General features: G+C 72.7%; 15 protein-coding genes, 1 tRNA gene and 1 pseudogene. 10 read left to right on the top strand and 7 right to left on the bottom strand.

Annotation, left to right across the window (positions count from 1 at the left end):
• Window positions 1–83: 83 nt before the first annotated feature.
• Complete coding sequence (locus ACFQ53_RS09180; RefSeq protein WP_377858503.1) at window positions 84–1,424, top strand: serine/threonine-protein kinase; 1,341 nt, start codon at window positions 84–86, stop codon at window positions 1,422–1,424.
• 15 nt (window positions 1,425–1,439) lie between these two features.
• Here the strand turns inward: ACFQ53_RS09180 and ACFQ53_RS09185 are convergent, their stop codons facing one another.
• From ACFQ53_RS09185 to upp, 6 genes are all read right to left on the bottom strand, one after another.
• Window positions 1,440–3,119, bottom strand: a complete 1,680-nt coding sequence (locus ACFQ53_RS09185) for a serine hydrolase domain-containing protein (protein ID WP_377858506.1) — start codon at window positions 3,117–3,119, stop codon at window positions 1,440–1,442.
• A gap of 265 nt (window positions 3,120–3,384) precedes the next feature.
• Entirely contained in the window at window positions 3,385–4,236 is an 852-nt protein-coding gene (locus tag ACFQ53_RS09190) for an SWIM zinc finger family protein (protein ID WP_377858508.1), read from the bottom strand.
• A complete protein-coding gene (locus ACFQ53_RS09195) occupies window positions 4,233–7,583 on the bottom strand; it encodes an SNF2-related protein (protein WP_377858511.1) in 3,351 nt (1,116 codons plus the stop codon). The genes ACFQ53_RS09190 and ACFQ53_RS09195 overlap by 4 nt, the downstream gene beginning before the upstream one ends.
• 88 nt (window positions 7,584–7,671) lie before the next feature.
• The gene (locus ACFQ53_RS09200; RefSeq protein ID WP_377858513.1) at window positions 7,672–9,468 is read right to left on the bottom strand and encodes a chromosome partitioning protein; all 1,797 of its coding nucleotides are present in this window, start codon (window positions 9,466–9,468) and stop codon (window positions 7,672–7,674) included.
• A 527-nt stretch (window positions 9,469–9,995) separates the two neighbouring features.
• Window positions 9,996–10,892 carry a winged helix-turn-helix domain-containing protein gene (locus ACFQ53_RS09205; RefSeq protein ID WP_377858515.1) on the bottom strand — a complete coding sequence of 299 codons (897 nt, stop codon included), beginning with the start codon at window positions 10,890–10,892 and terminating at the stop codon, window positions 9,996–9,998.
• Window positions 10,893–11,278: 386 nt separating this feature from the next.
• Complete coding sequence (upp, locus tag ACFQ53_RS09210; RefSeq protein WP_228356449.1) at window positions 11,279–11,917, bottom strand: uracil phosphoribosyltransferase; 639 nt, start codon at window positions 11,915–11,917, stop codon at window positions 11,279–11,281.
• Window positions 11,918–12,039: 122 nt separating this feature from the next.
• Between upp and ACFQ53_RS09215 the strand changes: the two genes are divergently transcribed.
• From ACFQ53_RS09215 to ACFQ53_RS09235, 5 genes are all read left to right on the top strand, one after another.
• Window positions 12,040–12,585, top strand: coding sequence for a dihydrofolate reductase family protein (locus ACFQ53_RS09215; RefSeq protein WP_377858519.1), 546 nt, complete (start codon window positions 12,040–12,042; stop codon window positions 12,583–12,585).
• Between the two features lie 64 nt (window positions 12,586–12,649).
• Window positions 12,650–13,093, top strand: coding sequence for a nucleoside deaminase (locus tag ACFQ53_RS09220; protein ID WP_377858604.1), 444 nt, complete (start codon window positions 12,650–12,652; stop codon window positions 13,091–13,093).
• A 119-nt stretch (window positions 13,094–13,212) separates the two neighbouring features.
• Complete coding sequence (locus ACFQ53_RS09225; protein ID WP_377858522.1) at window positions 13,213–14,241, top strand: methionine ABC transporter ATP-binding protein; 1,029 nt, start codon at window positions 13,213–13,215, stop codon at window positions 14,239–14,241.
• A complete protein-coding gene (locus ACFQ53_RS09230; RefSeq protein WP_200503337.1) occupies window positions 14,238–14,933 on the top strand; it encodes a methionine ABC transporter permease in 696 nt (231 codons plus the stop codon). Before ACFQ53_RS09225 ends, ACFQ53_RS09230 begins: the two co-directional genes overlap by 4 nt.
• A 70-nt stretch (window positions 14,934–15,003) precedes the next feature.
• A complete protein-coding gene (locus tag ACFQ53_RS09235) occupies window positions 15,004–15,855 on the top strand; it encodes a MetQ/NlpA family ABC transporter substrate-binding protein (RefSeq protein ID WP_377858526.1) in 852 nt (283 codons plus the stop codon).
• A 151-nt stretch (window positions 15,856–16,006) separates the two neighbouring features.
• On the opposite strand, the gene ACFQ53_RS09240 is transcribed toward ACFQ53_RS09235, so the two are convergent.
• Window positions 16,007–18,262, bottom strand: coding sequence for a S9 family peptidase (locus ACFQ53_RS09240; protein WP_377858529.1), 2,256 nt, complete (start codon window positions 18,260–18,262; stop codon window positions 16,007–16,009).
• A 93-nt stretch (window positions 18,263–18,355) separates the two neighbouring features.
• Here ACFQ53_RS09240 and ACFQ53_RS09245 point away from each other — a divergent pair.
• From ACFQ53_RS09245 to ACFQ53_RS09260, 4 genes and pseudogenes are all read left to right on the top strand, one after another.
• A tRNA-Ser gene (locus ACFQ53_RS09245) sits at window positions 18,356–18,441 on the top strand.
• 148 nt (window positions 18,442–18,589) lie between these two features.
• Window positions 18,590–19,987 (top strand): dihydrolipoyl dehydrogenase family protein, encoded by a 1,398-nt coding sequence (locus ACFQ53_RS09250; protein ID WP_377858532.1) that lies wholly within the window; start codon window positions 18,590–18,592, stop codon window positions 19,985–19,987.
• A 138-nt stretch (window positions 19,988–20,125) separates the two neighbouring features.
• A pseudogene (locus tag ACFQ53_RS09255) lies at window positions 20,126–21,340 on the top strand (beta-galactosidase); the annotation flags it as partial.
• A 761-nt stretch (window positions 21,341–22,101) separates the two neighbouring features.
• Window positions 22,102–23,772 carry a beta galactosidase jelly roll domain-containing protein gene (locus ACFQ53_RS09260; RefSeq protein WP_377858535.1) on the top strand — a complete coding sequence of 557 codons (1,671 nt, stop codon included), beginning with the start codon at window positions 22,102–22,104 and terminating at the stop codon, window positions 23,770–23,772.
• Window positions 23,773–23,778 lie beyond the last annotated feature (6 nt).

The raw sequence follows: 23,778 nt of genomic DNA on the forward strand, positions 1-23,778 counted from the left end.
CGCGCACGATCCATCGTACTGTGGACCTGCGCTCCCGCCGCGGGCAGAGCCGCGGATCGGGAGCACGGAGGGAACCGGAGAACATGGCCGACGTCATCGTGGGGCGCTTCGCGCTCATCGACCTGATCGCCAAGGGCGGATCGGGCGCCGTCTGGCGCTCCTGGGACTCCAAGGCCCGTCGACTGTGCGCGGCGAAGGTGCTGCGTCAGCGGGACTCGGCCGATCTCATGCGCTTCGTGCGCGAGAAGGGCGTGAGCTTCGACCATCCCCACCTGCTCACCCCCTACGGCTGGGGCGCCGAGGACGAGCACGTGGTGATCGCGATGCCGCTCGCCAGCGGCGGGACCCTCGAGTCGATGGTCCGCGCGCGGGGTCCGCTCGGCGAGCCCGCTGTGGTGGTGCTGCTGGACCAGCTGCTCGACGGCCTCGCGCACGTCCACTCCCACGGCTGGATCCACCGCGACGTGAAGCCCGCGAACATCATGCTCGAGTCCACCGGGCAGCGCCTGCCGCACTCGCGCCTGGCCGACTTCGGGATCGCCGTGCACGAGACCGATGTGCGCTTCACCAGCGTGGGCATGATCAACGGAACCCCCGGGTACATGGCCCCCGAGCTGTTCTCCATGGCCGAGCCGCACCCCAGCCACGACCTCTATGCGGCCGGGGTCGTCGTGCTGTTCGCGCTCAACGGGCCCTTCCCGCTGCGCGACGGCGCCTTCCGACCCGAGGAGGTCTCGCGACGCCTGCGCGGCGTCTCCCCGAAGCTCGCCGCCGTGATCCGACGGATGCTCGAACCGCAGCCCGAGCGCCGCTACCAGGACGCCGCGAGCGTGCGCCGGGACCTGCCGCGCGTGCCTCCCGGCCTGCCGCTCGCCTTCGCCGACGGCGCGCCCCTGCACATCCCCGACACCCTGCCGCCGCTCCCGCCCGACGCCCCGGGCGTGCAGCGCCCCGAAGCCCCCGCGCGCAGCGGCCCCTCGATGGAGGAGATCCGCCAGGGCAGCGTCTCGCAGGCCTTCACCCCACCGCAGGGACACGGCCGGCCCTCCGCGCCGGTCGCCCCGCAGGGCGGTCCGCAGGACCACGGCCCCTACCCCTACGGGGGCACGCCGCGGAACGCGGCAGGTCAGAGGCTCATGGACGGCCATCCGCAGGAACCGGCGGGACATGGGTCCGCGTCCCACGGCTCAGCAGGCGCGCACTCCCCGGGCGTGCACTCCGCCGGCACGGGCGAGCAGCCGGGGTCTCCTGTCGCTGCCCCCGCGGGTGCTCCCGCCTGGACATCCGCGCGACCGGCCCCGGCCCACGCGCCGGCGCCGAGGCCGAACGGCCGCGGCGCCACCCTCCTGGGAGCGGGCGTCGGCGCCGTCCTCGCGGTCGTGGTCGGAGTGCCCACCGCCGTGCTCCTGGTGAGCCTCCTCTGACCCTCCCGGACCCGGTCAGCCGGCCGTGACCGGCGCGCCCGCGCTGTCGAGGGCCACCGTGTCGAGGGACTGGATGAGGGCATCGGCCCGCGGATCCATGAGCAGCGTGATGCGCAGCCTCCGCCGGCCGGCGGAATCGTCGCCGACCGCGCCGTCCCCGGCGCCGCCCGTCACGGTCCAGCGCACGCTCGCCCGCGAGAGCACCTCGGCGTCCTCGGCACGCAGGGCGTCGAGGGCATCGGCCCCCAGCCCCGCGCTCTGCAGGGCTTTCGCGAGGCGTCGGCGCCGCTCCTCGCGGGAGATGTCGAGGTCCATGTTGTCGGCGAACCAGGTGTCGGCGACGCCGTCGGCGAGCCCGTCCGACGTCGCGCCGGTCGCGCCGCCTGGCGCCCCACTCGCCGCCCCGTCGGCCCCGATCCCCGCGCGCAGCCAGCCCAGCGCCGCGGCGGCGGCCTCGAGGGTGCGCGGCGCGGCCGTCGGCAGGCGCGCCGCGAGCAGATGCGGCGCCTGCGCGTCGATGACGCGCAGGGCGTCCATCGCGATCCGCGTCGCGGGCGCGTACTTGCTGTTGGCGAGGACCACCACGCCCAGGCCGCTGTCGCGATGCCACACCATGAAGGACCCGTACCCGGGGTAGCCGCCGGAGTGGGAGACGACCTCGCCGAGGTCCGGGTAGCGCTCGACGACGAGGCCATAGCCGTACCCGCGCACGTGCGTGAATCCGGGGGAGACGCTGCCGGGCCCGGCGGGCAGTGCGGGAGTGTCCTGGATGCGGTGCAGCTGCTGCATCTCGCGGCGGGAGGAGGTGCGCAGCAGCGACTGGTCGCGGTCGGCTGCGTCCGATGCGTCGGCCGCGGCGAGGAAGCGCACCCAGGTCGCCACGTCGGAGACGGTCGAGTACAGGCCCGCCATCGCCCCGTAGACGCCGGGGGAGTCGAACTCGACGGCCTCGAAGCGGGTGCGGTCCTCGCGGTCCGCCAGACGGTGACCGGTGGCGATGCGCGCAGTGTCCAGGCCTTCGCGGGAGAAGGCGGTGTCCTCCATGCCCAGGGGCCGCAGGAACGTCTCGGCAATGTACTGGTCGTAGGGGGCGCCGGTGAGCTCGTCGATGAGTCGGCCCAGCAGGGCGAAGCCGGTGTTGGAGTACTCGAAGCCGGTGCCCGGGGCGTGCACGTGGCCGAGTCCGCCGGCGAGCATCGCCGCGAACTCCTCGCGGGTCATGGCCTCCTGGCGGTCGCCCCACGGGTTGTCGGTGACCAGGCCCGCGGACATGCTCAGCAGGTCCCGGACGGTGATCGCGGGGGAGTCCGGGGTGACGGGGTCGAGGTGCGCGGCCTCGGGCACGTGCCGGGAGATCGGATCGTCCAGGCGCACGCGCCCCTCGTCGCGCAGGCGCAGCACGGCCGCCGTGGTGAAGGACTTGGTCATCGAGGCGATCCGGGAGATCGTCGCGGCGTCCATGGGCGCGGAGTCCGGGGCGCGCTCGCCGTCCACCAGGCGGCGTTCGCCCGCGGCCCCCGCCGCGAGCATGGGGGTCTCGTGGTCGTGGCCGCCGACGACCGCCCAGACCACACCGGCGGTGCGGTTCTCATCGACGGCGTCGCGCGCGAGGCGGTCGATCTGCGACCTCGCCTCGTCGGGCAGGACGGCGGGGCCGACGGGGGCAGGGGAATGCGAGGTCGTGGTGCGGGGCATGGCTCCCACTCTAGGGGTGCGGATCGCGGCGCGCGGACCGGCCGATCTGCGGCGTCGGAGCGCCCGACATAGCGAATGCACAGGGAAGCACCAGTGGTTTCCCACGTCGGGGGAGTTCCATGATTCTCGTGACGGACACCCCCTCGTCCCGATCCGGCACAGCTGTCGTGTCGTGATGGTTCCCTGAGTGCCGGGCCGGCGCGCTACCCCCTCTGCGCGCCGGCCCGGATTCTTCTCCGGGACCAGAACGCGCGGCGAGCAGGGATCAGTCCTCGCCGGCGGTCTCGTCCGGTGCGGATCCCGCGCCGGAGGCATAGAACGAGACGAGCATCGCGGACGCCTCCTCACCCAGCGCATCCTGCAGCAGGGTCGGGTCGGCGATCGCCGGATCGAAGCTCGCGGGACGGCTGGCCGCCGTCCCCTCCGCCGCGCCGTCGCCCGATGACGAACCGGCCGACGGGCTTCCCGCCGACGCATCTCCCGACGCATCTTCCACCGACGGCACCCCCGCGGCGGACGAGTCCTTCGGAGGATCGTCGTCCGATGGGCTCGCGGCCTCCTCGAGGGCCCGTGCGCCCCTGCCCGTCGCGACGGGCTGTGCGATCTCGGAGAGGGTGAGGCCGCGCAGGGTCAGCAGGTGCACGGGGGCCTCGTCGATCGCCTCGACCAGCACGTAGGCGAGCGCGGCGACGTGCACGCATGGGCCCGGCCAGTCCAGGCAGGTGCAGTCGTGGGTGACCTCGGAGGCGCTGCCCGGCAGAAGGGTCGCCATGTGCGCATCGAGCTCCGACTCGATCGCCTGCGGGTAGGTGCCGCTGGTCAGCAGCGCGGGCAGCTCGGTGTGGGTGCGCAGGGTGTCGATGACGATCTGCCGGTCGGCGGTGCCGAACGCGGAGACGTCGATCTCGGGCTCGTAGATCGTCCCGTCGTCGTCGAGGACGCCGGCGCGGGCGCGGCGCGGGGCGACGTCGAGCCATTGCACGCGGTCCGCGCGCGCGAGGCGCCTGCCGGCGGATCTGCGGCCGCTGCTGATCACGCTCTCGAGGGACTCGCGCAGGGCGGCGCCCTGCCAGCTGGCGCCGATCTGCCCGCGGCGCGAGCGCATGCGGATGCTCATCGTCCGCCTCCCTCCGTCCGCTCGCCCGGGGCCTGTCCTTCCGGCGCGTCCCCGTCGGACAGCGCGAGCATGCCCCACAGCTGCGCTGCGTCCATGTTGACCAGGGCGTTCTCGACGGGGGTGATGGTGAGGTCGGCGAGCGTCTGCTTCTCGGCGAGGACGTTGTCGATGCGCTCCTCGACGGTGCCCGCGGCCACGAGCTTGCGCACCTGCACGTCCTTGGTCTGGCCGATGCGGAAGGCGCGGTCGGTGGCCTGGTTCTCCACGGCAGGGTTCCACCAGCGGTCCAGGTGGACGACGTGGTTGGCGGCGGTGAGGGTGAGCCCCGTGCCGCCCGCGCGCAGGCTCAGCAGCATCGCCCCGGGTTCGCCGGGCGTGGACTGGAAGCGGGCGACCATGTCGTCCCGGTCGGCCTTCTTCACCCCGCCGTGGAGGAAGGGGATCTCGCGGCCGAACCTCTCGCGCCAGTAGGGGACGAGCATGTGCCCGAAGGTCGTGAACTGGGTGAACAGCAGCACCTTCTCGCCGTCGGCGAAGGCGGATCCGAGCAGGTCGTCGACGTACTCGAGTTTGCCGGAGCGGTGCTGCCCGTCGCGCAGGATCGAGGAGCCGTCGCCGAGGTAGTGGGCGGGGTGGTTGCAGACCTGCTTGAGCTTGGTGAGCGTGGAGACGACGAGAGTGCGGCGCTGGTTCTGGTCGGCGCCGTCGATCTGGGCCATGAGCTCGCCGACGAGCGCCTCGTAGAGCCCGGCCTGCTCGGGGGTGAGGTTGACGGTGCGCACCATGTCGATCTTCGCGGGCAGGTCGGAGATGATGCTCGGATCCGTCTTCACACGTCGCAGCACGAACGGGTGGGTCAGGGCGCGCAGACGCTCGAGCGCCGACTCGTCGCCGTCCTTCTCGATCGGGCCCGCGAGGTGCTCCTGGAAGGAGGCGGCACTGCCCAGCAGGCCGGGGTTCACGGTCTCCATGAGGGCGTGCAGGTCGCTCAGGCGGTTCTCGACCGGGGTGCCGGTGAGCGCCAGACGGTGCGGGGCGCGCAGTGCCCGCGCCGCCTTCGCCACGGCCGTGCCGGCGTTCTTCACGTGCTGGGCCTCGTCGAGCACGAGGCGGTGCCAGCGCACCTGGGAGAGCACCTCGAGGTCCCGGTCCAGGAGGGAGTAGGTGGTGATCACGAGGTCGACGTCTGCCGCGCCCTCGGCGAAGGAGGCGTCGCGGATGCGATCTCCGCCGTGGTGGACGTGCACCGCGAGGTCCGGGGCGAAGCGCGCGGCCTCGCGCTGCCACGAGCCGACGACGGACATCGGGCACACCAGCAGGGTGGGACCGGGCGCGGGGCCTGCGCCCGCGGTGCGCGAGCGGGCCCCGGGATGCGGGCGCACGCGCGCGGGCCGCACCTCGGGCGCGACCGCGGCGGGATCCGGCTCCCGCTCACGGCACAGCAGCGCGAGGACCTGCATCGTCTTGCCGAGCCCCATGTCGTCGGCGAGGATCCCGCCGAGCCCCAGCTCGTGCAGCGCCCACATCCAGTTCAGGCCCTCGAGCTGGTAGCCGCGCAGGGACGCGTCCAGGCGCTCGGGCTGCGGAAGGGGGAGCGGCCCGGGACCGCCGGGCACGAGGTTGCGCAGACCGTTGGAGCGTCCGCGCGCGGGGGCGCCGGCCTGGGGCGGCACGGGCTCCGCGTCGTTCGCCTGCAGACGGACCTGCAGGCCCTCGGCCTGGGCGCTGCCCAGCAGCGCGAACATGTCGCCCCAGCGCATGCTGCCGGCGCTCGCCGCGATCGGCTCGGTGCGCCCTGGGGCGCGGGGCTCGTCGGGCCGACGGGCGGGCGCCCGTCGCGCGGCGCCGGCAGCGCCCCCGTCCCGGGAACCGCGTTCCCCGTGGTGCCCGCTCGCCCCGTCGGTCCCGTTCTCCCCGCCGTCCCGTCCCCGCCTCCGCGCGGTGAACGCGTCGAGGAAGCGCTCGGCGGCGCGCAGCGTCGTGGAGTCCAGGCGCACCCACTGCCCGCGCAGCTGCACGAGCTCGGCCTGGGCGGCGCGGATCTCCGCGATCTCGTCCTCGGTGAGGTCCACGTCCCCGACCGACATCTTCCAGTCGAAACGGGCCATGGCCTGCATGCCCACGCCGCTGCCCGTCTTCTCCTGCTCGGCCTCCTCCTCGCCGACGACGGCCTGCAGGCGGGTCTTCTGCTTCGTCCACTCGCGCGGGAGCATCACGGTGACGCCCGCGGCCTCGAGCGCCCCGGTGTCATGGGCGAGGAAGGCGGAGGCCTGGGCGGTGGTGAGCAGCCAGTCCACGCCGGTGTCGTCGACAGCGGCCCCGCGCACCGTCGGCGCGAGGCGCATGACCTCGGCCGACGCCTCCGCGGCCCCTTCGACGCCCACGTCGCCCACGGCGCGCAGGTCGGCGACGGGCCGCACCGTCCCGTCGGCGTCGCGCAGGCAGGTCTGCAGCGGCCACGCGGTGCCCAGCGGCGGCTCGTGCAGGCGCACCACGAGCTCCGAACCGGTCGAGGAGAGATGCACCCGGGCCCGGCCGGAGTCGACGAACGCGTCGAGCGCCGCCTGCATCCGCCGCTGGGTCGGGACGTCGGCCCGCACGGGGGCATCCGCGGAGGGCGCGGACAGCGAGGAGATGAGGGCCGTCGGGTCCTTCGCGGCGCCGTCCTCCGACGTCTCCGTCTCCGTCTCCGCGCGGCGACGGGAGGCGACGTGCCGGGCGAAGGCCTCGCGTGCGCGGGCATCGACGAGGGAGTGCAGCAGCGGCTGGGCGTCCTCCTCGAGCGCGGACCAGCGCGCCCAGGGGCGGCCGAAGCGCTCGACGATCCGCACCCGCAGGTGCCGTGCGGCGACGAGGCGCTCGGCGTGCAGGTCCAGCACCACGGCCGTGAGCAGGTCCGGCATGGCGATGACCTGGTCGGACAGTCGCAGGGAGGTGCCGGCCTCCACGAGCGGCCCGATCACGGCGGCCACCTCGCTCCCGGTGTCCGAGGCCCCCGTCGGCCCGCTCGGCTCCGTCGGCCCTGCGGGTTCAGTGCCCGCTCCCGTGCGCGCGGCCACGAGGCCGCCGATCGCGCCGACCACGTGCAGCAGCGCCTCCCCGTCGAGCGGCAGGGCGGGGACGCGGTGCTCGCTCGTGCGGCCGCGCACGCGCACGCGATGGCGCAGCGTGCCCTCGTGCCGGCCGAGCGCGCGGGAGAGGGCGTCTGCGAGACCGCTCGGCGCCTCGTCGAGCAGACCGGAGAGGTCCGCAGCAGGGCGGGAGCCGCCGCCCTCGACCTGCACCCGCACCCACAGCGCGGGGCCCAGGTCGTCGTCGACGACCAGGTGCAGGCGGTTCAGCGGCATGAGGGCGAACCTACGTGCATCCTCCGACGTCCGGGGCGCGCGGTGGACGGGAGCCCGGTGGGGAGGAACGACCCGGAGGGCCCTGTCCTCACAGGCCGTCGACGATCTCGGCGGTCGCCCGCAGCCACGCGGCCCGCGTCTCCGGGTGGATCCGCGAGAAGTCCAGCGGTGCGCCGTCCACGAACTGCTCCTCGAAGGGGACCTCGACGATCGCGCGGGTGTGCGCGCCGAAGTGCTTGTGCAGCTGAGTGCGCAGCGAGGGGTCCATCTTCTTGCCCGAGGAGTGCGACAGGATCGTCACGGCGTGGTCGACCTGCTCGGCGAGGCCGGTCGCGCGCAGCTCGTCGATCATCCAGGCGGCGGCGTTGAAGGTGTCCTCGCGCAGGGTCGAGATGATGACCAGCTGATCGGCCGACTGCACGCCGGCCAGCCAGTTCGAGGCGCGCACGTTGTTCCCGGTGTCGATGACCTTGAGGCGGTAGAACCGCGAGAGGGTCTCGTCGAGCTCGCGGAAGGCGGCGTCGTCGATCAGGGCGGAAGAGCCCGGATCCTCGTCGGAGGCGAGGATGTCGAAGCGGGTGGCCTCCTGCCGGCGCACGTAGCGGTCGAGGTCCGAGACGGTGGCCTGCTCGGTGCGCAGCTGGTCGAGGTCGCGCAACAGGTCGATCGCGGTGCGGTGGTGCTCGGCGGGCGCGCCGCGCCAGCCCAGCGTGCCCCGGGTCTCGTTGTTGTCCCAGGCCAGCACGCCGCCGCCGCGGGCCATGCCCAGCGTCGCCGCGATCATGAGCGAGGCAGTGGTCTTGTGGGCGCCGCCCTTGAGGTTCACGACGGCGATGTTCTTCGGGCCGTCGAGGGTGCGGGAGATGCGCTGCAGCTGGGCGCGCTCCTCGCGCTCGGCGCGGCCGGGGCGCGGGGAGATCCGCCCGCCGGTCAGTCGCGTGAGGGTGCCCTGCCAGCCGCGGGTCGCCGGGGCGGGCGACGGCTGACGGCCGGCGGACTGGAGGTCCTGGAGAGTGGGCCGACGGCTTTCGCCCGACGGCTGCGGGTCCGCCACCTGCGGCGCGTCCGCCACCGGTGCGGAGGAGGGAGCCTGCTGCGCCGTCGTCGGGGCAGCGCGGCGGCCGTGGCCGGGACGCGCCGAGCGGCCCGCCTGGTCGCCGGGCTCGGCAGGCGACGCCGCCGTGGAAGCGGGGGCCGGCGCCGTCGGGGCGGGCGATGCGGCGGAGGCGCTCGGCGCGATCGCCGCCGTGGGGCCGACGCCCGACGCGCTCGCCGCACCGGTCTGTGCACCGGAGCCGGCGGCATCGGCGACGCGCTCGTCGCGGGCGCCCTGGGCGTCGTGGGAGCCCTGCTCGTCGCGGGAGTCCCGGACTCCCGGAACGTCCTGGGAGTCCTGCTCGTCCTGCGCCTCGTGGGTCTCCTCGCCGAGCAGCGACGGCGGGATCCAGGAGGGACTGTCCGCCGTGCCGCCCTCGGGGACCGCGGGGTGCACGGCGGTCGCCTCGACGTCCCCGTCGGGATCGAACGAGCCCTGTCCGAACGAGGCCATGTCGAACGAGCTCGCGGAGTAGGAGGGCGCGGGGGTGGAGTGCGAGGGTGAGCCCGTCCCATGGCCGGCACGGCCTGCGGACGGGCCGAAGAGCGGCCGGTCGTCGGCCTCGCGGGTGCTGATGCGGCCCGAGGGCTCCACGCGCAGATGGTGCGTGGCGTCGGGCTCGACGATCACGACGTCGAGGTCGCGCCCCGCGCGACGCGAGGCGTCGATGAACACGCTCTTGACGTTCGCCCGCACCTCGGAGATGTGCTCTCCGTGGATCCCGATCTCCTCATCGGCCAGGTGGACGGTCGCGGACCGGTCGGAGTCGATGCGCGCCTGCGCGATCATGGATGGGCTCTCCCTCACTGCGGTGGTCGACACACCCGCGGTGCGCGCGGGGCCATGCTCCACTCTACGAGACGCCAAGCGCCTGACCGGTGGACACGTGCCGGAGGCAACGGCAATCCCGACTTGGTCATGGCCGCGCAAAAGCATGCAAAGCATTGCATGTTCGCGTTTACATCCGCTCGCCGCGACCCGTAGCATCGTCCCGGACGTCGCCTCCTCGATCCCCCTCGCGGGAGGCGACGAACGGGTCCTCCGACGTTCCCCCCGATATCGGTGGACCCGTGTTGCCTGGTCGTCCGCACCCACCACCATTGAGGGACGGCTGGCATCGCGAACGGCCCGTGAGCCCCGACAGTGCGTCGATGTGAGCTCCGGGCCGTTCGCTCTTCCCGGATCCTCGTCCTTCCCGGAACGAAGGCGATGACGAGCACCCTGCGCGGAATGCACCGGCCCGGACGAGCGGCTGCCCGTCCGGGCCGATGGTCCTCGGGTGGGGGACTGGGGTGAAACGCGGGGGAGGACTGCGATCAGTCGAGGATCGCGACGTCGCTGCCGGTGTCCAGGCGGTAGCCCGCACCGCGCACGGTGGAGATCAGGCGGCGGTAGCGGCCGAGCTTCGCGCGCACGCGGCGCACGTGCACGTCGACGGTGCGCTCGCCGGTCTCGGACGAGGCGTCGGCCCACACGGACTCCATGAGCTCGTCGCGGCCGATGATCCGACGGGCGCCGCGCGCCAGGTGCGCGAGCAGCTCGAACTCCTTGTAGGTGAGGTCCACGTCCTCGCCGTCGATGCGCACGCGGCGGCCGAAGAGGTCGATCACCAGCGAGCAGTCCGTGCTCGCGGCGGGAGCGACGTTCGGGCTCACGGCGGTGGCGCGCAGCAGGCGCTGACGCGCCGCCTCGGCGTCCCGGCGGGCCGGGGAGTTCGGCGAGACGACGCCGGTGCGGCGCGTGCGCTCGGGCTGCGCGGCCTCGCCGTCCTGGGTGCGCGGCGGGAGCGCCCGCAGGGTGGGTGCGGTGCTCGTGGTGCCCGTCTCCGCAGCCTCGCCGGCGGGGGAGAAGGGGCGCGGGGAGCGCACGCCCACGCTCGCCGAGGCGCGGCGGCCGGCCGTCAGGCGACGGGCGTTGGCGCGCAGCGCGTCGGCGATCTGGGCTGCCTCGACGTCTGGCGTGCCGGCCGGCAGCGTGACGGTGAGGGTCAGCGTGACCTGGTCGGACTCCGGCGCGGCGGCCAGGGCCGACGATCCGGCGGACTGCCCGGCGGCACCGGGGGCCCGGAAGGCGGGACGGCCGGCGTGCTGGGGGCGCAGGGCGCGGGGTCCGCGATCGTGCGCGGGGCGCTCGACGCGGGCGGCCGGGTTCTGACCGGCGGCGCTCTGCGGGGTGCGGGTCTGGGTGACAGGACTGTTCAGGGTGATGCTCATGATGCGTTCTCCGGGTTCGTGCACGACTGGTGCAACGGGTGGGGACCCGGGATCCCAGTTCCGATCGACGCGTCAGGTTCGCGGATCGCTGGGTTGTGCTCCCGGCCGGCACCTGGAGCCCGCGCCTTCCGGCCGGCTCCTGTCAGCCGACCCCGGAGGATTCTCGAGCGCTCAGAGGCTCGGCTGACGGTGCATCATGCACATGCACATCATCATCGAACGCATCATCGAGCGGGCCGCCGTCGTGGCGACCTCTCGGCTCGGAGCGTTCGTGAACATGTCGGCCATCATGCCCGAGGCCGGCGCCCGGCCTCAAGCAGGTGTTCGCATCCTGGGACGCGCGAGGTCAGAGCCCGGTGGGGCCGATCGTCAGTCGACGGGCCCCGTCAGTCGACGACGCCGAAGAGGCGGTCGCCCGCGTCGCCGAGGCCGGGGACGATGTAGCCCTTCTCGTTGAGCTTCTCGTCAATCGCGGCGGTGACCACGGTGAGGTCGATGGCCGGGTCGATCTGCTCCTCGAGTGTCTTCAGGCCCTCGGGGGCGCACAGCAGCGTCACGCAGGTGATGTCCTTCGCGCCGCGCTCGTGCAGGTAGTTCACGGAGGCGATGAGGGTGTGGCCGGTCGCGAGCATCGGATCGAGCACGAAGCACTGGCGGTCGGTGAGGTCGTCCGGGAGGCGGTTCGCGTAGGTCGTGACCTCGAGGGTCTCGTCGTTTCGGACCATGCCCAGGAAGCCGACCTCGGCCGTGGGCAGCAGGCGCGTCATGCCGTCGAGCATGCCCAGGCCCGCGCGCAGGATCGGGACCACCATCGGCTTGGGATCCGTCAGGCGCGTGCCGGTCATCGTGGTGACGGGGGTCTTGATCTCGACGGGGGCGACGGCGACGTTGCGCGTGGCCTCGTAGGCCAGCAGGGTCACCAGCTCGTCGGCCAGGAGGCGGAACATCGAGGACCGCGTCTCGGCCTTGCGGAGCGCCGTCAGCTTGTGGGCGACGAGGGGATGGTCGAGTTCGAGCACGCGCATGGCGCCGAATCTACCCGACGCCCCTGCACGCGGGATCCGTTCGGGGGAGCCCCGGCGAATACTGGGACCAACACCTCGCAGCACCCGACCCGCGGCGCTGCGCCGCCGCGCAGGAGGCCCCGATGACCCGCTATCGCTTCTTCACCGCGACCAGCCTCGACGGCTTCCTCGCCGACGCGCACGAGAGCCTGGACTGGCTGCTCTCCCAGCCCACCGACGCGGAGCAGAGCATCCTGCCCTACGACGTGTTCGTGCAGGACGTGGGTGCGATCGTCACGGGGCGCGCCACCTATGACTGGGTAGTGGGCCACCTCGAGACCGTCGCGGACGCCTGGGTCTACGACCAGCCCACGTTCGTCTTCTCCCACCGGGAGCTGCCCGAGGACTTCACGGGCATCACCCGCGTCTCCGGTCCGCCCGCCGCGCACCGCGCCCGGCTCGAGGAGGTCGCGGGCGACAAGGACGTCTGGATCGTGGGCGGCGGGGACCTCGCGTTCTCCTTCGCGGAGGCCGGGATGCTCGATGAGATCTTCGTGTCCATCGCCCCCGTGACCCTCGGCAGCGGGAAGCCGCTGATGGGAGGACGCCTCGACCTTGAGCTGCGCGAGCTCGGGAGGAACGGCGCCCTGCTCGAGGCGCGGTTCGCGGTCACGGGTGCGCGCAGCTGACGGCCCGACCGGGGAGAATGGCGGTGTGGACGACGACACCCCGCCCCTCTCCGACGACGCCCTCATGGGCATCGCCCTCGACGAGGCGCGCGCCGCCGCGGAGCGCGAGCCGGCCGACGTCCCGATCGGCGCCGTCGTCCTGGACCCGACCGGGCGCGTGATCGCGCGGGCAGGGAACCGCCGGGAGGCCGACGAGGACCCCACCGCGCACGCCGAGATCCTCGCTCTGCGCGAGGCGGCCGGCGCGACGGGCCGCTGGAACCTCACCGGCTGCACGCTCGCCGTCACCCTCGAACCCTGCACGATGTGCGCCGGGGCGATCGTGCTCGCGAGGATCGCCCGCGTCGTCGTCGGCGCCCCGGACCCGAAGGCCGGGGCCGCCGGATCCCTCTACGACCTCGTGCGCGAACCCCGGCTGAACCATCGCGCGGAGCTCACCACGGGCGTGCGGGAGCAGGAGTGCGGGGACCTGCTGCGCGGCTTCTTCCGGGCGCGGCGGGGGCGCTGAGGCGCGCACCACACGCCGCGGCCCGTCGCGGTGATCCCTCCCACGCATCTCCCGGTCAGATGACGTTTCGTGAACGTGGGGGTCGGCAGGTGCGCTAGGGGGATGCTCTACTTCTGCTTGTGATCACTCTCGAAGGCCTCACCAAGGTCTTCCCCGCGCCGGGCGGGGGAGACCCCGTCACCGCGCTCGACGGCATCGACCTGACGGTCGACGCCGGCCAGATCCATGGGATCGTCGGCCGCTCCGGCGCCGGGAAGTCCACGCTCATCCGCTGCCTGACCGGGCTCGAGAAGCCCACGTCCGGCAGCGTCCGCATCGACGGCACGGACATCGCCGCGCTCGACGGCCCTGCCCTGCGCGCGGCGCGCCGCGAGATCGGCATGGTCTTCCAGCACGCGAACCTGCTGGACTCGCGCACAGCGGCCCGCAACATCGCCCACCCGCTCGAGATCGCCGGCGTGGGCCGCGAGCAGCGCTCAGCGCGCGTCGCCGAGCTCGTGGACCTCGTGGGCCTCACCGGACGCGAGCACAACCATCCCGCCCAGCTCTCGGGCGGCCAGATCCAGCGCGTGGGCATCGCGCGCGGCCTCGCCGTCGAGCCCAAGGTGCTGCTGTGCGACGAGCCCACCAGCGCGCTCGACCCGACGACGACCCGGCAGATCCTCGCGCTCATCCGCAGCCTGCGCGATCGCCTGGGCATCACCGTCCTCATGATCACCCACGAGATGAGCGTGGTCCGCGAGATCTGCGACTCCGTGACCCTCCTCGAGGACGGCAGGGTGCGCCAGTCCGGTGCACTCGCCGACGTCGCCTCGGATCCGCACGGGCCCCTCTCCAGCGAGCTGATCCCGCTGCCGCCTGCCCCGACGGGCATCAGCGCGCGCGTGGTCGACTGCGACTACGGCGCCGACCCGCAGAACGAGCGGGCCGTGGCCAGCAGCGAGGAGCTCGTGCGGATCGCAGCGGAGCACGGAGCGCTCGCGCAGATCGTCGCCGGCACCATCGAGACCATCGCGGGCCGTCAGGTGGGCCGCGTGCAGCTGGCCCTGCGCAACGAGGACGACACCCCGATCAGCGAGGAGGGCCTCGCGGCCTTCCTGCGCGAGCTCGAGGGCCGCGGCGTCGTCACGAAGGAGGCCACGGCATGAGCGAATGGCTGAGCAACCCCGTCTTCACCACCTGGGACTCCAACACGAGCCTGTGGTCGAACACGCTGATCACCCTCTACATGACGATCGGCACGATGATCTTCGCGGCGCTCATCGGCACCCCGCTCGGAGTGCTGCTGTTCGAGACGGACCGTGCCGCCGGCGGCGGTGCCCGGTGGGTGAACCGGATCGTCGGCTTCATCGTGAACGTGGGCCGCTCGTTCCCGTTCATCATCCTGATCATCGCGCTGATCCCCGTCACGAGGATCGTGGTGGGTCGGGTGACCGGCCCGAACGCCGCGATGTTCGCGCTCGTGGTCTCCGCGATCCCCTTCCTCGCCCGACTCATCGAGATCAACCTGCGCGAGATCCCCGCCGGGAAGATCGAGGCGGTGCAGATGATGGGCGCGAGCCGCTGGCAGGTCATCCGCCAGGTGCTGTTCCCCGAGGCCCTGCCCGGCATCATCGGCTCGCTGACCACCACCACGATCGCCGTCATCGGCTACACCGCCATGGCGGGCGCCGTGGGCGGCAAGGGACTGGGCGACCTCGCCAACCGCATGGGCTACCAGTCCTATGACAACGTCGTGATGATCTCGACCGTCGTCGTCCTCATTGTCATCGTGATCCTCGTGCAGTCGCTGGGCTCGGTGCTCGCCCGCGCGGTGGACCACCGCGCACGCAATGCCTGAGTCCGGCACCCCAGGCATCCCTCCCGTCCTTCCGCCCCACCACTCCGTTCCACTCCCCGAGGAGATCCCCATGTCGCACCTGACCCGTCGTTCCCTGTTCGCCTCCGGCGCCGGCCTCGCCGCGCTCTCGATCACCGGCTGCGGCCTGGTGGGCGGGGGCTCCGACGGCCCCGAGGAGAAGGACGGGGTGACCACGATCAAGATCGGCGCCTCGCCCAAGCCCCACCAGGAGATCCTGGAGTTCGTCAGCAAGAACCTCGCCGAGGACGCTGGCTTGAAGCTCGACATCACGCCCTACACGGACTACCAGATCCCGAACCAGGCGCTGAACGACGGCGACATCGACGCGAACTACTACCAGAACCAGCCGTTCCTGGACTCGCAGGAGAAGGAGAAGGGGTACGACTTCTTCGCGTTCAAGGGCGTGCACATCGAGCCCCTGGGCCTGTACTCCGAGAAGATCACGAAGCTCGACGAGCTGAAGGACGGCGACGAGATCGCGATCGCCAACGACCCCACCAACCGCGGCCGCGGCCTGGGCCTGCTCGCCGAGGCGGGTCTGATCACCCTCAAGGACGGCGTCGCGATCACCGACGCGACCACCAAGGACGTCGCCGAGAACCCGCAGAAGCTGAAGTTCACCGAGATCGAGTCCGCGCAGATCCCCCGCACCCTGGGGGACTTCGCGGCGGGCGTCGTCAACGGCAACTACGCGATCGAGGCGGGCCTCAAGCCCTCCGAGGACTCGATCGTGCTCGAGAAGAACGACGCGGAGAACCCCTACGCGAACTTCGTGGTCGTGCGCAGCGAGGAGAAGGACAACGCCGCGCTGAAGAAGCTCGACGAGCTCCTGCACTCCGACAAGGTCAAGGACTTCATCACCACCACGTACACCGACGGCTCCGTCATCCCGGCCTTCTGACCGGACGGGGTCCGACGGACGACGTCGGGCCACGCAGTCGGCGTCGTCGGCGTCGCTCGACGGGGCACATGCTCATGGCCAGGTTCTATGACAGAAAGTCCGGCTTTCTGTCATAGAACCTGGCCATCGTCGGTTCGGGCCCTCCGGCCGCTCAGATCCGGGCGGTCGCGCCGATCTGGTCGAGCAGCCAGGCGAGCTCGTCTGCCCGCTGCCCCCACTTCGCGTAGCGGCCCGAGCGCCCGCCGTGCCCGGCGACCATCTCGCAGCGCAGCACGATCGGTCGCTCGTCCTGGTCGCTGGTCACGGTCTCGCGCAGACGCGCCACCCACTTCGCGGGCTCGACGAAGAACACGCGGGTGTCGTTCAGCGAGGTCGAGGCGAAGATCGCCGGGTACTCGACCTCCCGCACGTTCTCGTAGGGCGAGTACGACTTCATGTACGCGTAGACCTCGGGGTCGTGCAGCGGGTCGCCCCACTCCTCCCACTCGCCCACGGTGAGAGGGAGCGAGGGGTCCAGGATCGTGGTGAGGGCGTCCACGAAGGGCACGCCCGCAATGATCGCTCGGAAGCGCTCGGGGGCGAGGTTCGCGATCGCGCCCATGAGCAGGCCGCCCGCGCTGCGACCCTCCGCGGACAACCGGTCCGGCGCGACCCAACCCGCGTCGACGAGGTGCGCCGCGCAGTCCACGAAGTCGGTGAAGGTGTTGCGCTTCTCGAGCAGCTTGCCGTGCTCGTACCAGGGCCTGCCCATCTCGCCGCCGCCGCGCACATGGGCAACTGCGACCACGACCCCGCGGTCCAGGAGGGACAGGCGGGTGGACACGAACGAGGGGTCCATGGACGCCTCGTAGGAGCCGTAGCCGTAGAGGTAGCCGGGGTTCGTGCCGTCGGGCGCGACCTCCCGGCGGGCGGCCAGTGAGATCGGGATGGCGGTGCCGTCGCCCGCCCGCGCCCACAGGCGCTTCTCGACGTACAGCTCCGGGTCGTAGCCCGGGACCGGGGTGCGGCGCAGCACCTCGTGCTCGCGGGTGCGCACGTCGACCTGGGCGATCGTCGACGGGGTGAGCAGGCTCGTGAGCTGGTAGCGCAGGAGCTGCTCGTGGAACTGGTGGTTCGCCTGCAGGAACACGGTGTCGAGCTCGCCGCCGTGGGAGACGTCCCAGGCGTCCTCGACAGCCCAGGCGTGCGCCGCCGTCTCCGCGTCGATGTCAGCACCGGCATCCGGGCCTGTGGCCGCGCTCGCCGTCGTGCGCCGCGGGATCACGCGCACCGCGGCGAGCCCGCCGCTGCGCAGCTCGAGCGCGGCGAAGTCCGCGAAGGCGTCGACGGACTCGAGGCGCTCGCCGTCGGCGGCCTCGAGGATCGTCGTCCAGGCGCCCGGGTCGTCGAGCGGCGCGGTCGCGAGCGCGAAGCCGGGCGCGCCGTCGTTGTGGACCACCAGCAGGTGGTCCCCGGCGGGCTCGAGCGAGTACTCGATCCCGGATCGGCGACCGCCCGCGGAGCGCGGCGCCGAGGTGGGATCCGAGAGGTCCAGGAGCCAGCCCTCGCTCGTCGTGGTCGAGGCGGCCTCGACGATCAGCGTGGAGCCGTCGCGCGAGGTTCCGAAGCCGATCGAGAAGCGCTCGTCGGCCTCCTCGAGCACCAACTGGTCCTCCTGGGCATCCGTCCCCAGGCGGTGACGCCAGATCTGGTGCTGGCGCCAGGCGTCGTCGACCCGCGCGTAGAACAGCCACTGCTCATCGGTCGAGAACGCGAGCCCGTAGCCTGCGCCGCGCACCGCCTCGTCGATCACCTCGCCGGCCGCGCCGCCCGCGCTGCCGCGGCGCAGGTCCGTGACCACCACATCGAAGCGCTCGTCGCCGCGCACATCGGTGCTGAAGGCGAGCAGGTCCTGGCTGGGGGAGGGGCGCATGCCGCCGAGGGAGAAGAACTCCTGGCCCTCGGCGAGGGACTGCGCGTCGAGGATCACCTGCTCGCCGGGCAGCAGGACACCGGGCTCGACGGCGGGCACGCCGCCCGCGCCGCGCGGCAGCTCCGAGGTCTCGGCGACGCGCGTGTGCCGCGGGTAGTCCTCGCCCTCGGTGGTGCGGGTGAGGTACCACCAGTCACCGCGGCGCACGGGCACGGACTGGTCCGTCTCCTGGGTGTGGCCGACGAACTCGGAGACCAGCTCGGTGCGCAGCCCCGACAGGTGCGCCGTGCTCGCGTCCGCGAAGGCGTTCTCCGCCTCGAGGTGCGCGATGACCTCGGGGTCCTCCTTGTCGCGCAGCCACTCGAAGGGATCGCTCACGGTGTCGCCGTGGTGGGTGCGGTCCGTCGGCCGATGGACGGGGCGGGGCGGCCGGTGCGCGGACGCTGCCGGATCCACGGGAGGCTGGGAGGGAGTCGGGGCATCGGTGCTCGTCATCCCGTCGAGGGTAGTGCCTGCGCCGGTGAACTGGATCGCACGTCGGCGCCCGCGGTTTGCCCGTCGTTCATGGCCCTGCGTAGAATCGCGGGCGGTAGCGTGTCCGAGCGGCCGAAGGTGCATCACTCGAAATGATGTGTGGTTAATAGCCACCGCGGGTTCAAATCCCGCCGCTACCGCCCATGGCCCGGAGCTCTTCCGGGTCCCGAAGGCCCCCGCCGGTTCCGGCGGGGGCCTTCGTGCTCTCCTGGCGTCGTCGTCACGGGGTAGCGTCGTCGCAGGCCCCTGCGTCGGGACCGCTCGCCGCGCCATCCCGGGAGGAACCCCATGACTGCACCGCGCACCCTGACCGCCGACCTGCTCGTCCTGGGTTGGGGCAAGGGAGGGAAGACTCTCGCCGCGAGCATGGCCGCCGCCGGGCGCCGCGTCGTGATGGTCGAGCAGTCCTCCCTGATGTACGGCGGGACCTGCATCAACATCGGCTGCGTGCCCACGAAGAGTCTCGTGCACGCCGCGGAGGAGCGCCGCGAGGGCGACGACCCCCAGGAGTACTTCGACCGGGCGGTGGACACGCGCGACGCTCTCATCGGGAAGCTGAACGACGTCAACCTGCACATGCTCGCCGACCACGACACCGTGACGATCGTGGACGGCCGCGCCCGCTTCGTCGGGCCCCGCGAGGTCGAGGTGACGCCCTCCGCAGGCGGCGCCGGCCTCGCCGAGCACCTCCTGATCAGCGCCGAGACCGTCATCGTGAACACCGGCGCCGAGCCCGTCCTGCACGCGGTGCCCGGCATCGACGGACCGCGCATCCACACCTCCACCTCGCTGCAGCACGTGAAGCCCTTCCCGCGCCGCCTCGCCGTGATCGGCGCGGGACCGATCGGCCTCGAGTTCGCCGCGATGTTCCGCAGCTTCGGCAGCGAGGTCACCGTCGTCGCCCGCGGCGAGCGCATCCTGCCTGCGGAGGACGACGACGTCGCGGACGCGGTGCGCGGGGTCCTCGAGGACGAGAGGATCACGATCCTCACCGGGACCTCCGTCGGCGAGTTCGTCGACGGCCCGGACGGCGTCGCGCTGCACGGCACGGACGACGGGAACGGCGCACCGCTCGTGGCCGACGCGGTCCTGGTCGCCACCGGCAGGCGGCCCGCCACCGCGGACCTGGGCCTCGAGCAGGCGGGCATCGAGGTCGACGAGCACGGCACGGTCGTGGTCGACGACCAGCTGCGCACGAGCGCCGACGGTGTGTTCGCGATGGGCGACGTCCACGGGCACGGGCAGCAGACCTACCTCTCCCTCGACGACAGCCGCATCGTGGCCTCCGCGCTCACGGGCGACGGTTCGCGGCGGCTCTCGGACCGCGTCGCGGTGCCGTCGACGACCTTCCTCACCCCGCCGCTGTCTGCCGTCGGCCTGACGGAGCACGAGGCTCGCGACGCCGGCCACGAAGTCCGTACGGTGCTCGCGCCCGTCGCGGGAATCAAGGCGATGCCCCGCCCCAAGACGCTGGGGGACGCCCGCGGCGTGATCAAGGTCGTCGTGGACGCGCAGACCGATCTCGTGCTGGGGGCGCGCCTGTTCCACGTCGACTCCCAGGAGGTCGTGAACCTCGTCGCGCTCGCCATGCGCGCGGGCATCACGGCCGCACAGCTGCGCGACGGGATCTGGACCCACCCGTCCTCGACCGAGGCGCTCAACGAGGTGCTCGGCCGGCTCTCCTGAGTCCCGGCCCGGGAGCGGTGCGCCCTGGGAGCGCGCAGCACCGGGGCGCCTGCGCTCCCGCTGTTAATGTGTCAATCGATTCGCAGGTGCGGCACGGCCCCGTGGCGCACTCCGCCGCAGACTCGACGAGGAGTCCCCATGGGTCATCGCTCCCACCCTCCCCTCCCCTTCGGCCCTCGCTCGGCGGTCTCCCGCTCGGCGTTCCTGCGGGCGGGCGCAACCCTCACCGTCCCCGCCGTCGCCGGGCCGGCCATTCTCGGCGCGCCGCCCGCTCAGGCGTCGCCCGCACCTCACGGGCCCGCGACGTCCGTCCCCTCCGCTCCCGGTCGCGGCGGGGACGGCGATCTCCTCGAGGACGGCTTGGTCCATGGCAGCAGCATCTTCCCGGGCAACGACTGCCAGGCGCACGAGGTCTCGTGGGACGCCCGCTCCTTCCGCATCGACGGCGAGCGGCTCCACCTCTACGCCGGCGAGATCCATCCGTGGCGCGTCCCCGCCCCCGCGCAGTGGCGCGAGCTCCTGCAGCTCATGCGCGCTGCCGGGTTCAACGCGGTCTCCTTCTACTTCTTCTGGGGCCTGCACCAGAGCGAGAGCGGCGGTCCCTTCGACTTCACGGGCATCAAGGACGTGGACCTGCTGCTGCGCATCGCCGCGCAGGAAGGGCTCTACGTGATCGCGCGTCCCGGCCCCTATGTGAACGCGGAGATCTCCATGGGCGGACTGCCCGCGTACACGACGAACCGCGCCGCCTCCTTGCGCTCGACCGACCCGCAGAACCTCGCCGACTCGAAGGACTGGCTGAGCGCGATCGGCGAGATCATCGCCCGCCACCAGATCACCGACGGCGGCGGCAGCGTCCTCATGTGGCAGATCGAGAACGAGCTGATCGACGACGACGCCCCGCGCAAGGCCTTCGTGCGTGCACTGGCCCAGCACGTGCGGGGGATCGGCATCGACGTGCCGCTTTTCCACAACGACTACGCGCTCGGCGGGCGATTCCGCGACGTGGCGGACCTCGACCTCGACTTCTACGCCTACGACCACTACCCGCTGGGCTTCGACGCGGGCGGGCCCCGGCGTCGGATCGACGAGGCGGAGGAGCAGTTCCGCGAGTACGCACCGGAGTCCCCGCACTTCATCACCGAGTCGCAGGGCGGTGCCTTCACTCCGTGGGGTGCGCCCTTCGAGGCCTCGCAGGCCTACGAGTTCACCGATTCCGCCTTCACCCGCCAGTGGGGCGTGCGGAACCTCGGCAACGGGGTCACGGCCTTCAACTACTACATGGCGTTCGGCGGCACGAACTGGGGCTTCACGGGATCCCCGTCCTCGGGCTTCACGAGTTACGACTACGGCGCCGCGATCACCGAGGACTGCCTGCTCACCGGCAAGCTCGCCGTCCAGAAGGAGCTCGCCGCCCTCCAGGAGGCGCTGCCGCAGATCACCTCGATGGCCCCCGGCGCCGCGCCCGTCGTCCGCGACCTCGACGGCGCCGAGGTGAAGGCCTACGCGCGCATCGCGACGGATGCCGAGCCCTCGGCGTCCGACGGCGGCGCTCCGCGCCTGCTCGGCTTCCGCCTCGCCGACTCCAATGACGAGACCGACACCCGTTTCGCCCTGAGGCTCGTGCTCGGCGCGTCCGACGCGGACGCGGGCACCGGTGCCGGGGGAGCCGGGGAGCCGGACGCCGACGACGCCGATCCCGCGATCACCTACGAGGGCACCTGGACCACGCAGGCCGATGCCGCGGCGTTCGGTGGCTCCGTGCACCGCACCGAGACGGCAGGGGCGAGCGCGACCTGGACCTTCACCGGAACCGGTGTCGACGTCATCACCGCGACCGGCACCGATCACGGCATGGCCGAGGTCCTCGTCGACGGATCCCGGGAGGGCACCTTCACCTCGCACGTCGCCTCGGACCAGAACAGGCCCACGCGCTCCGTCGCCCACCGCGTGCGCGACCTCGAGGACGGCGAGCACACGATCACGGTGCGTGCCCTGGGGAAGAGCGCCGAGGGAGGGACGGGCACCGTCGTCACCCTCGACGCCCTCGACGTGCCCGGAGCGGGGGGGGCGATGACCCCGACGCCCCCATCCCCGACGGCGCGACCGGATGGGTGCGCGTGCCCCAGAAGGACGGGGCGTTCCTCCGCCTGCGCGGCCGCGACGCCCTTGCGCTCGCCGCCGACTGCGTCCTGGGCTCCCACGCCCTGCTCTACTCGACGAGCCAGCCGTTCGGCCCTGCGCTCCCGCGCGCGGGTGCCGTGCTCCAGCTCCTCGTCGGCGCCGACGGCGATACGGGCGAGACCGTGCTGCGCTACGAGGGCGAACCGCGGGTCGACGCGCCGCGGCACGTCGAGACCCACTGGGACGGCCGTACCGGTCAGCTGCGACTCGACCATGTCCACGGCCAGGGCGACGGCGAGGCCTACGAGATCGTCGTGCGGGGTCGCCCCCGCTCGGCGAAGGGCATCGGCGAGCGCTCGACGCTGCGCCTGCGGATCCTCTCCCGCAGCGCGGCCGAGCGTACCTGGATCCTGCCTGGCCGGCCCAGCAGCGGCATGGACGCGACCGAGGGATCCGCGGACGCCCACGTGCTCGTCGAGGGGGCGGAGCACGCCCGCGCGGTCACCTTCGACGGCACCTCCGCGCATGTCACCGCGGGAGGGGCGGAGGCGGCGGCGCTCCGCCTGGACGTGCCCGACGGCGTGCGGACCGTGCGCGTCGGCGCCCGCAGCGCCCGCGTCGCGGACGGTGTCGCGCACGTCCGCCTGCCCGCCCCGCGCACCGTTCACGTCCCGTCGCTGCGCTTCCGCGGCGTCGACGAGGCACCGGAGATCGCCGTCGACCTCGACGAGGACGGCTGGACCAGGGCCGACGCGATCAAGGGGTCCACGCCCCAGCAGGGTCCCGGGCGCGGCGGCATCGTCCTGGACTCGAACCACTACGGGATGTTCGAGGGGTCCGTCTGGTACCGCGCGCGCTTCACCGCCTCGGCCTCGCGCACCCTCACCCTGCGGGCGAACGGCGGCACCGGCCAGCCCGCGACCGGGAAGGCGCCTGCCTTCTCCCAGGCGTGGATCGACGGGACGAGCCTCGGCGCCTTCCCCGCCGACGGACAGGACCACGAGTTCACGGTCCCGAAGAGCGCCATCGCCACGGGGAAGGAGACGGTCCTCGCCGTGCTCGTGCTCAACCTCGGGCAGAACCTCGACTGGAGCGACGACGGCCTCTCGAAGCAGAACCGGGGCCTCTACGATGCGATCCTCCCGGCTGACGGGGCCGTCGCCTGGCTGATCCGCGGGGCCGCCGACCCGACGGGGAACGACGACCCGCTGCGCACTATGTACAACCTCGGCGGGCTCCACGGGGAGCGCGAGGGCTGGCACCTGCCCGGCGTCGACGACCACCGATGGAAGCGAGCGGACACCATGGTCGCCGCGGAGCCCGGAGTGCGCTGGTACCGGTCGACCTTCCGGCTGCGCGTCCCCGAGGACCAGGACGCCTCCTGGCGTCTCGTGGTCCGCTCGGACCGCTTCACGAAGGACCGCAGTGATCGCAGCCAGGCGGTCCTCTTCGTCAACGGCTGGCAGATCGGGATCTTTATCGGGGACGTGGGCCCGCAGAGCGAGTTCACGATCCCCGCCGGCATCCTCGATCCGCGCGGCGAGAACCAGCTGGCCCTGTGGGTGGCGGCCAAGGAGAAGGGCGCCGGGCCGGACACTGTCGAGCTGAAGCTCGTCGGCAACCGCACGGGCGGCGTCGGCGACGCGGCTCCGCTCGTGTGAGCAGCG

This window comes from Brachybacterium sp. NPDC056505 (genome assembly GCF_042794925.1).
In the GTDB taxonomy this organism is placed as follows: domain Bacteria; phylum Actinomycetota; class Actinomycetes; order Actinomycetales; family Dermabacteraceae; genus Brachybacterium; species Brachybacterium kimchii.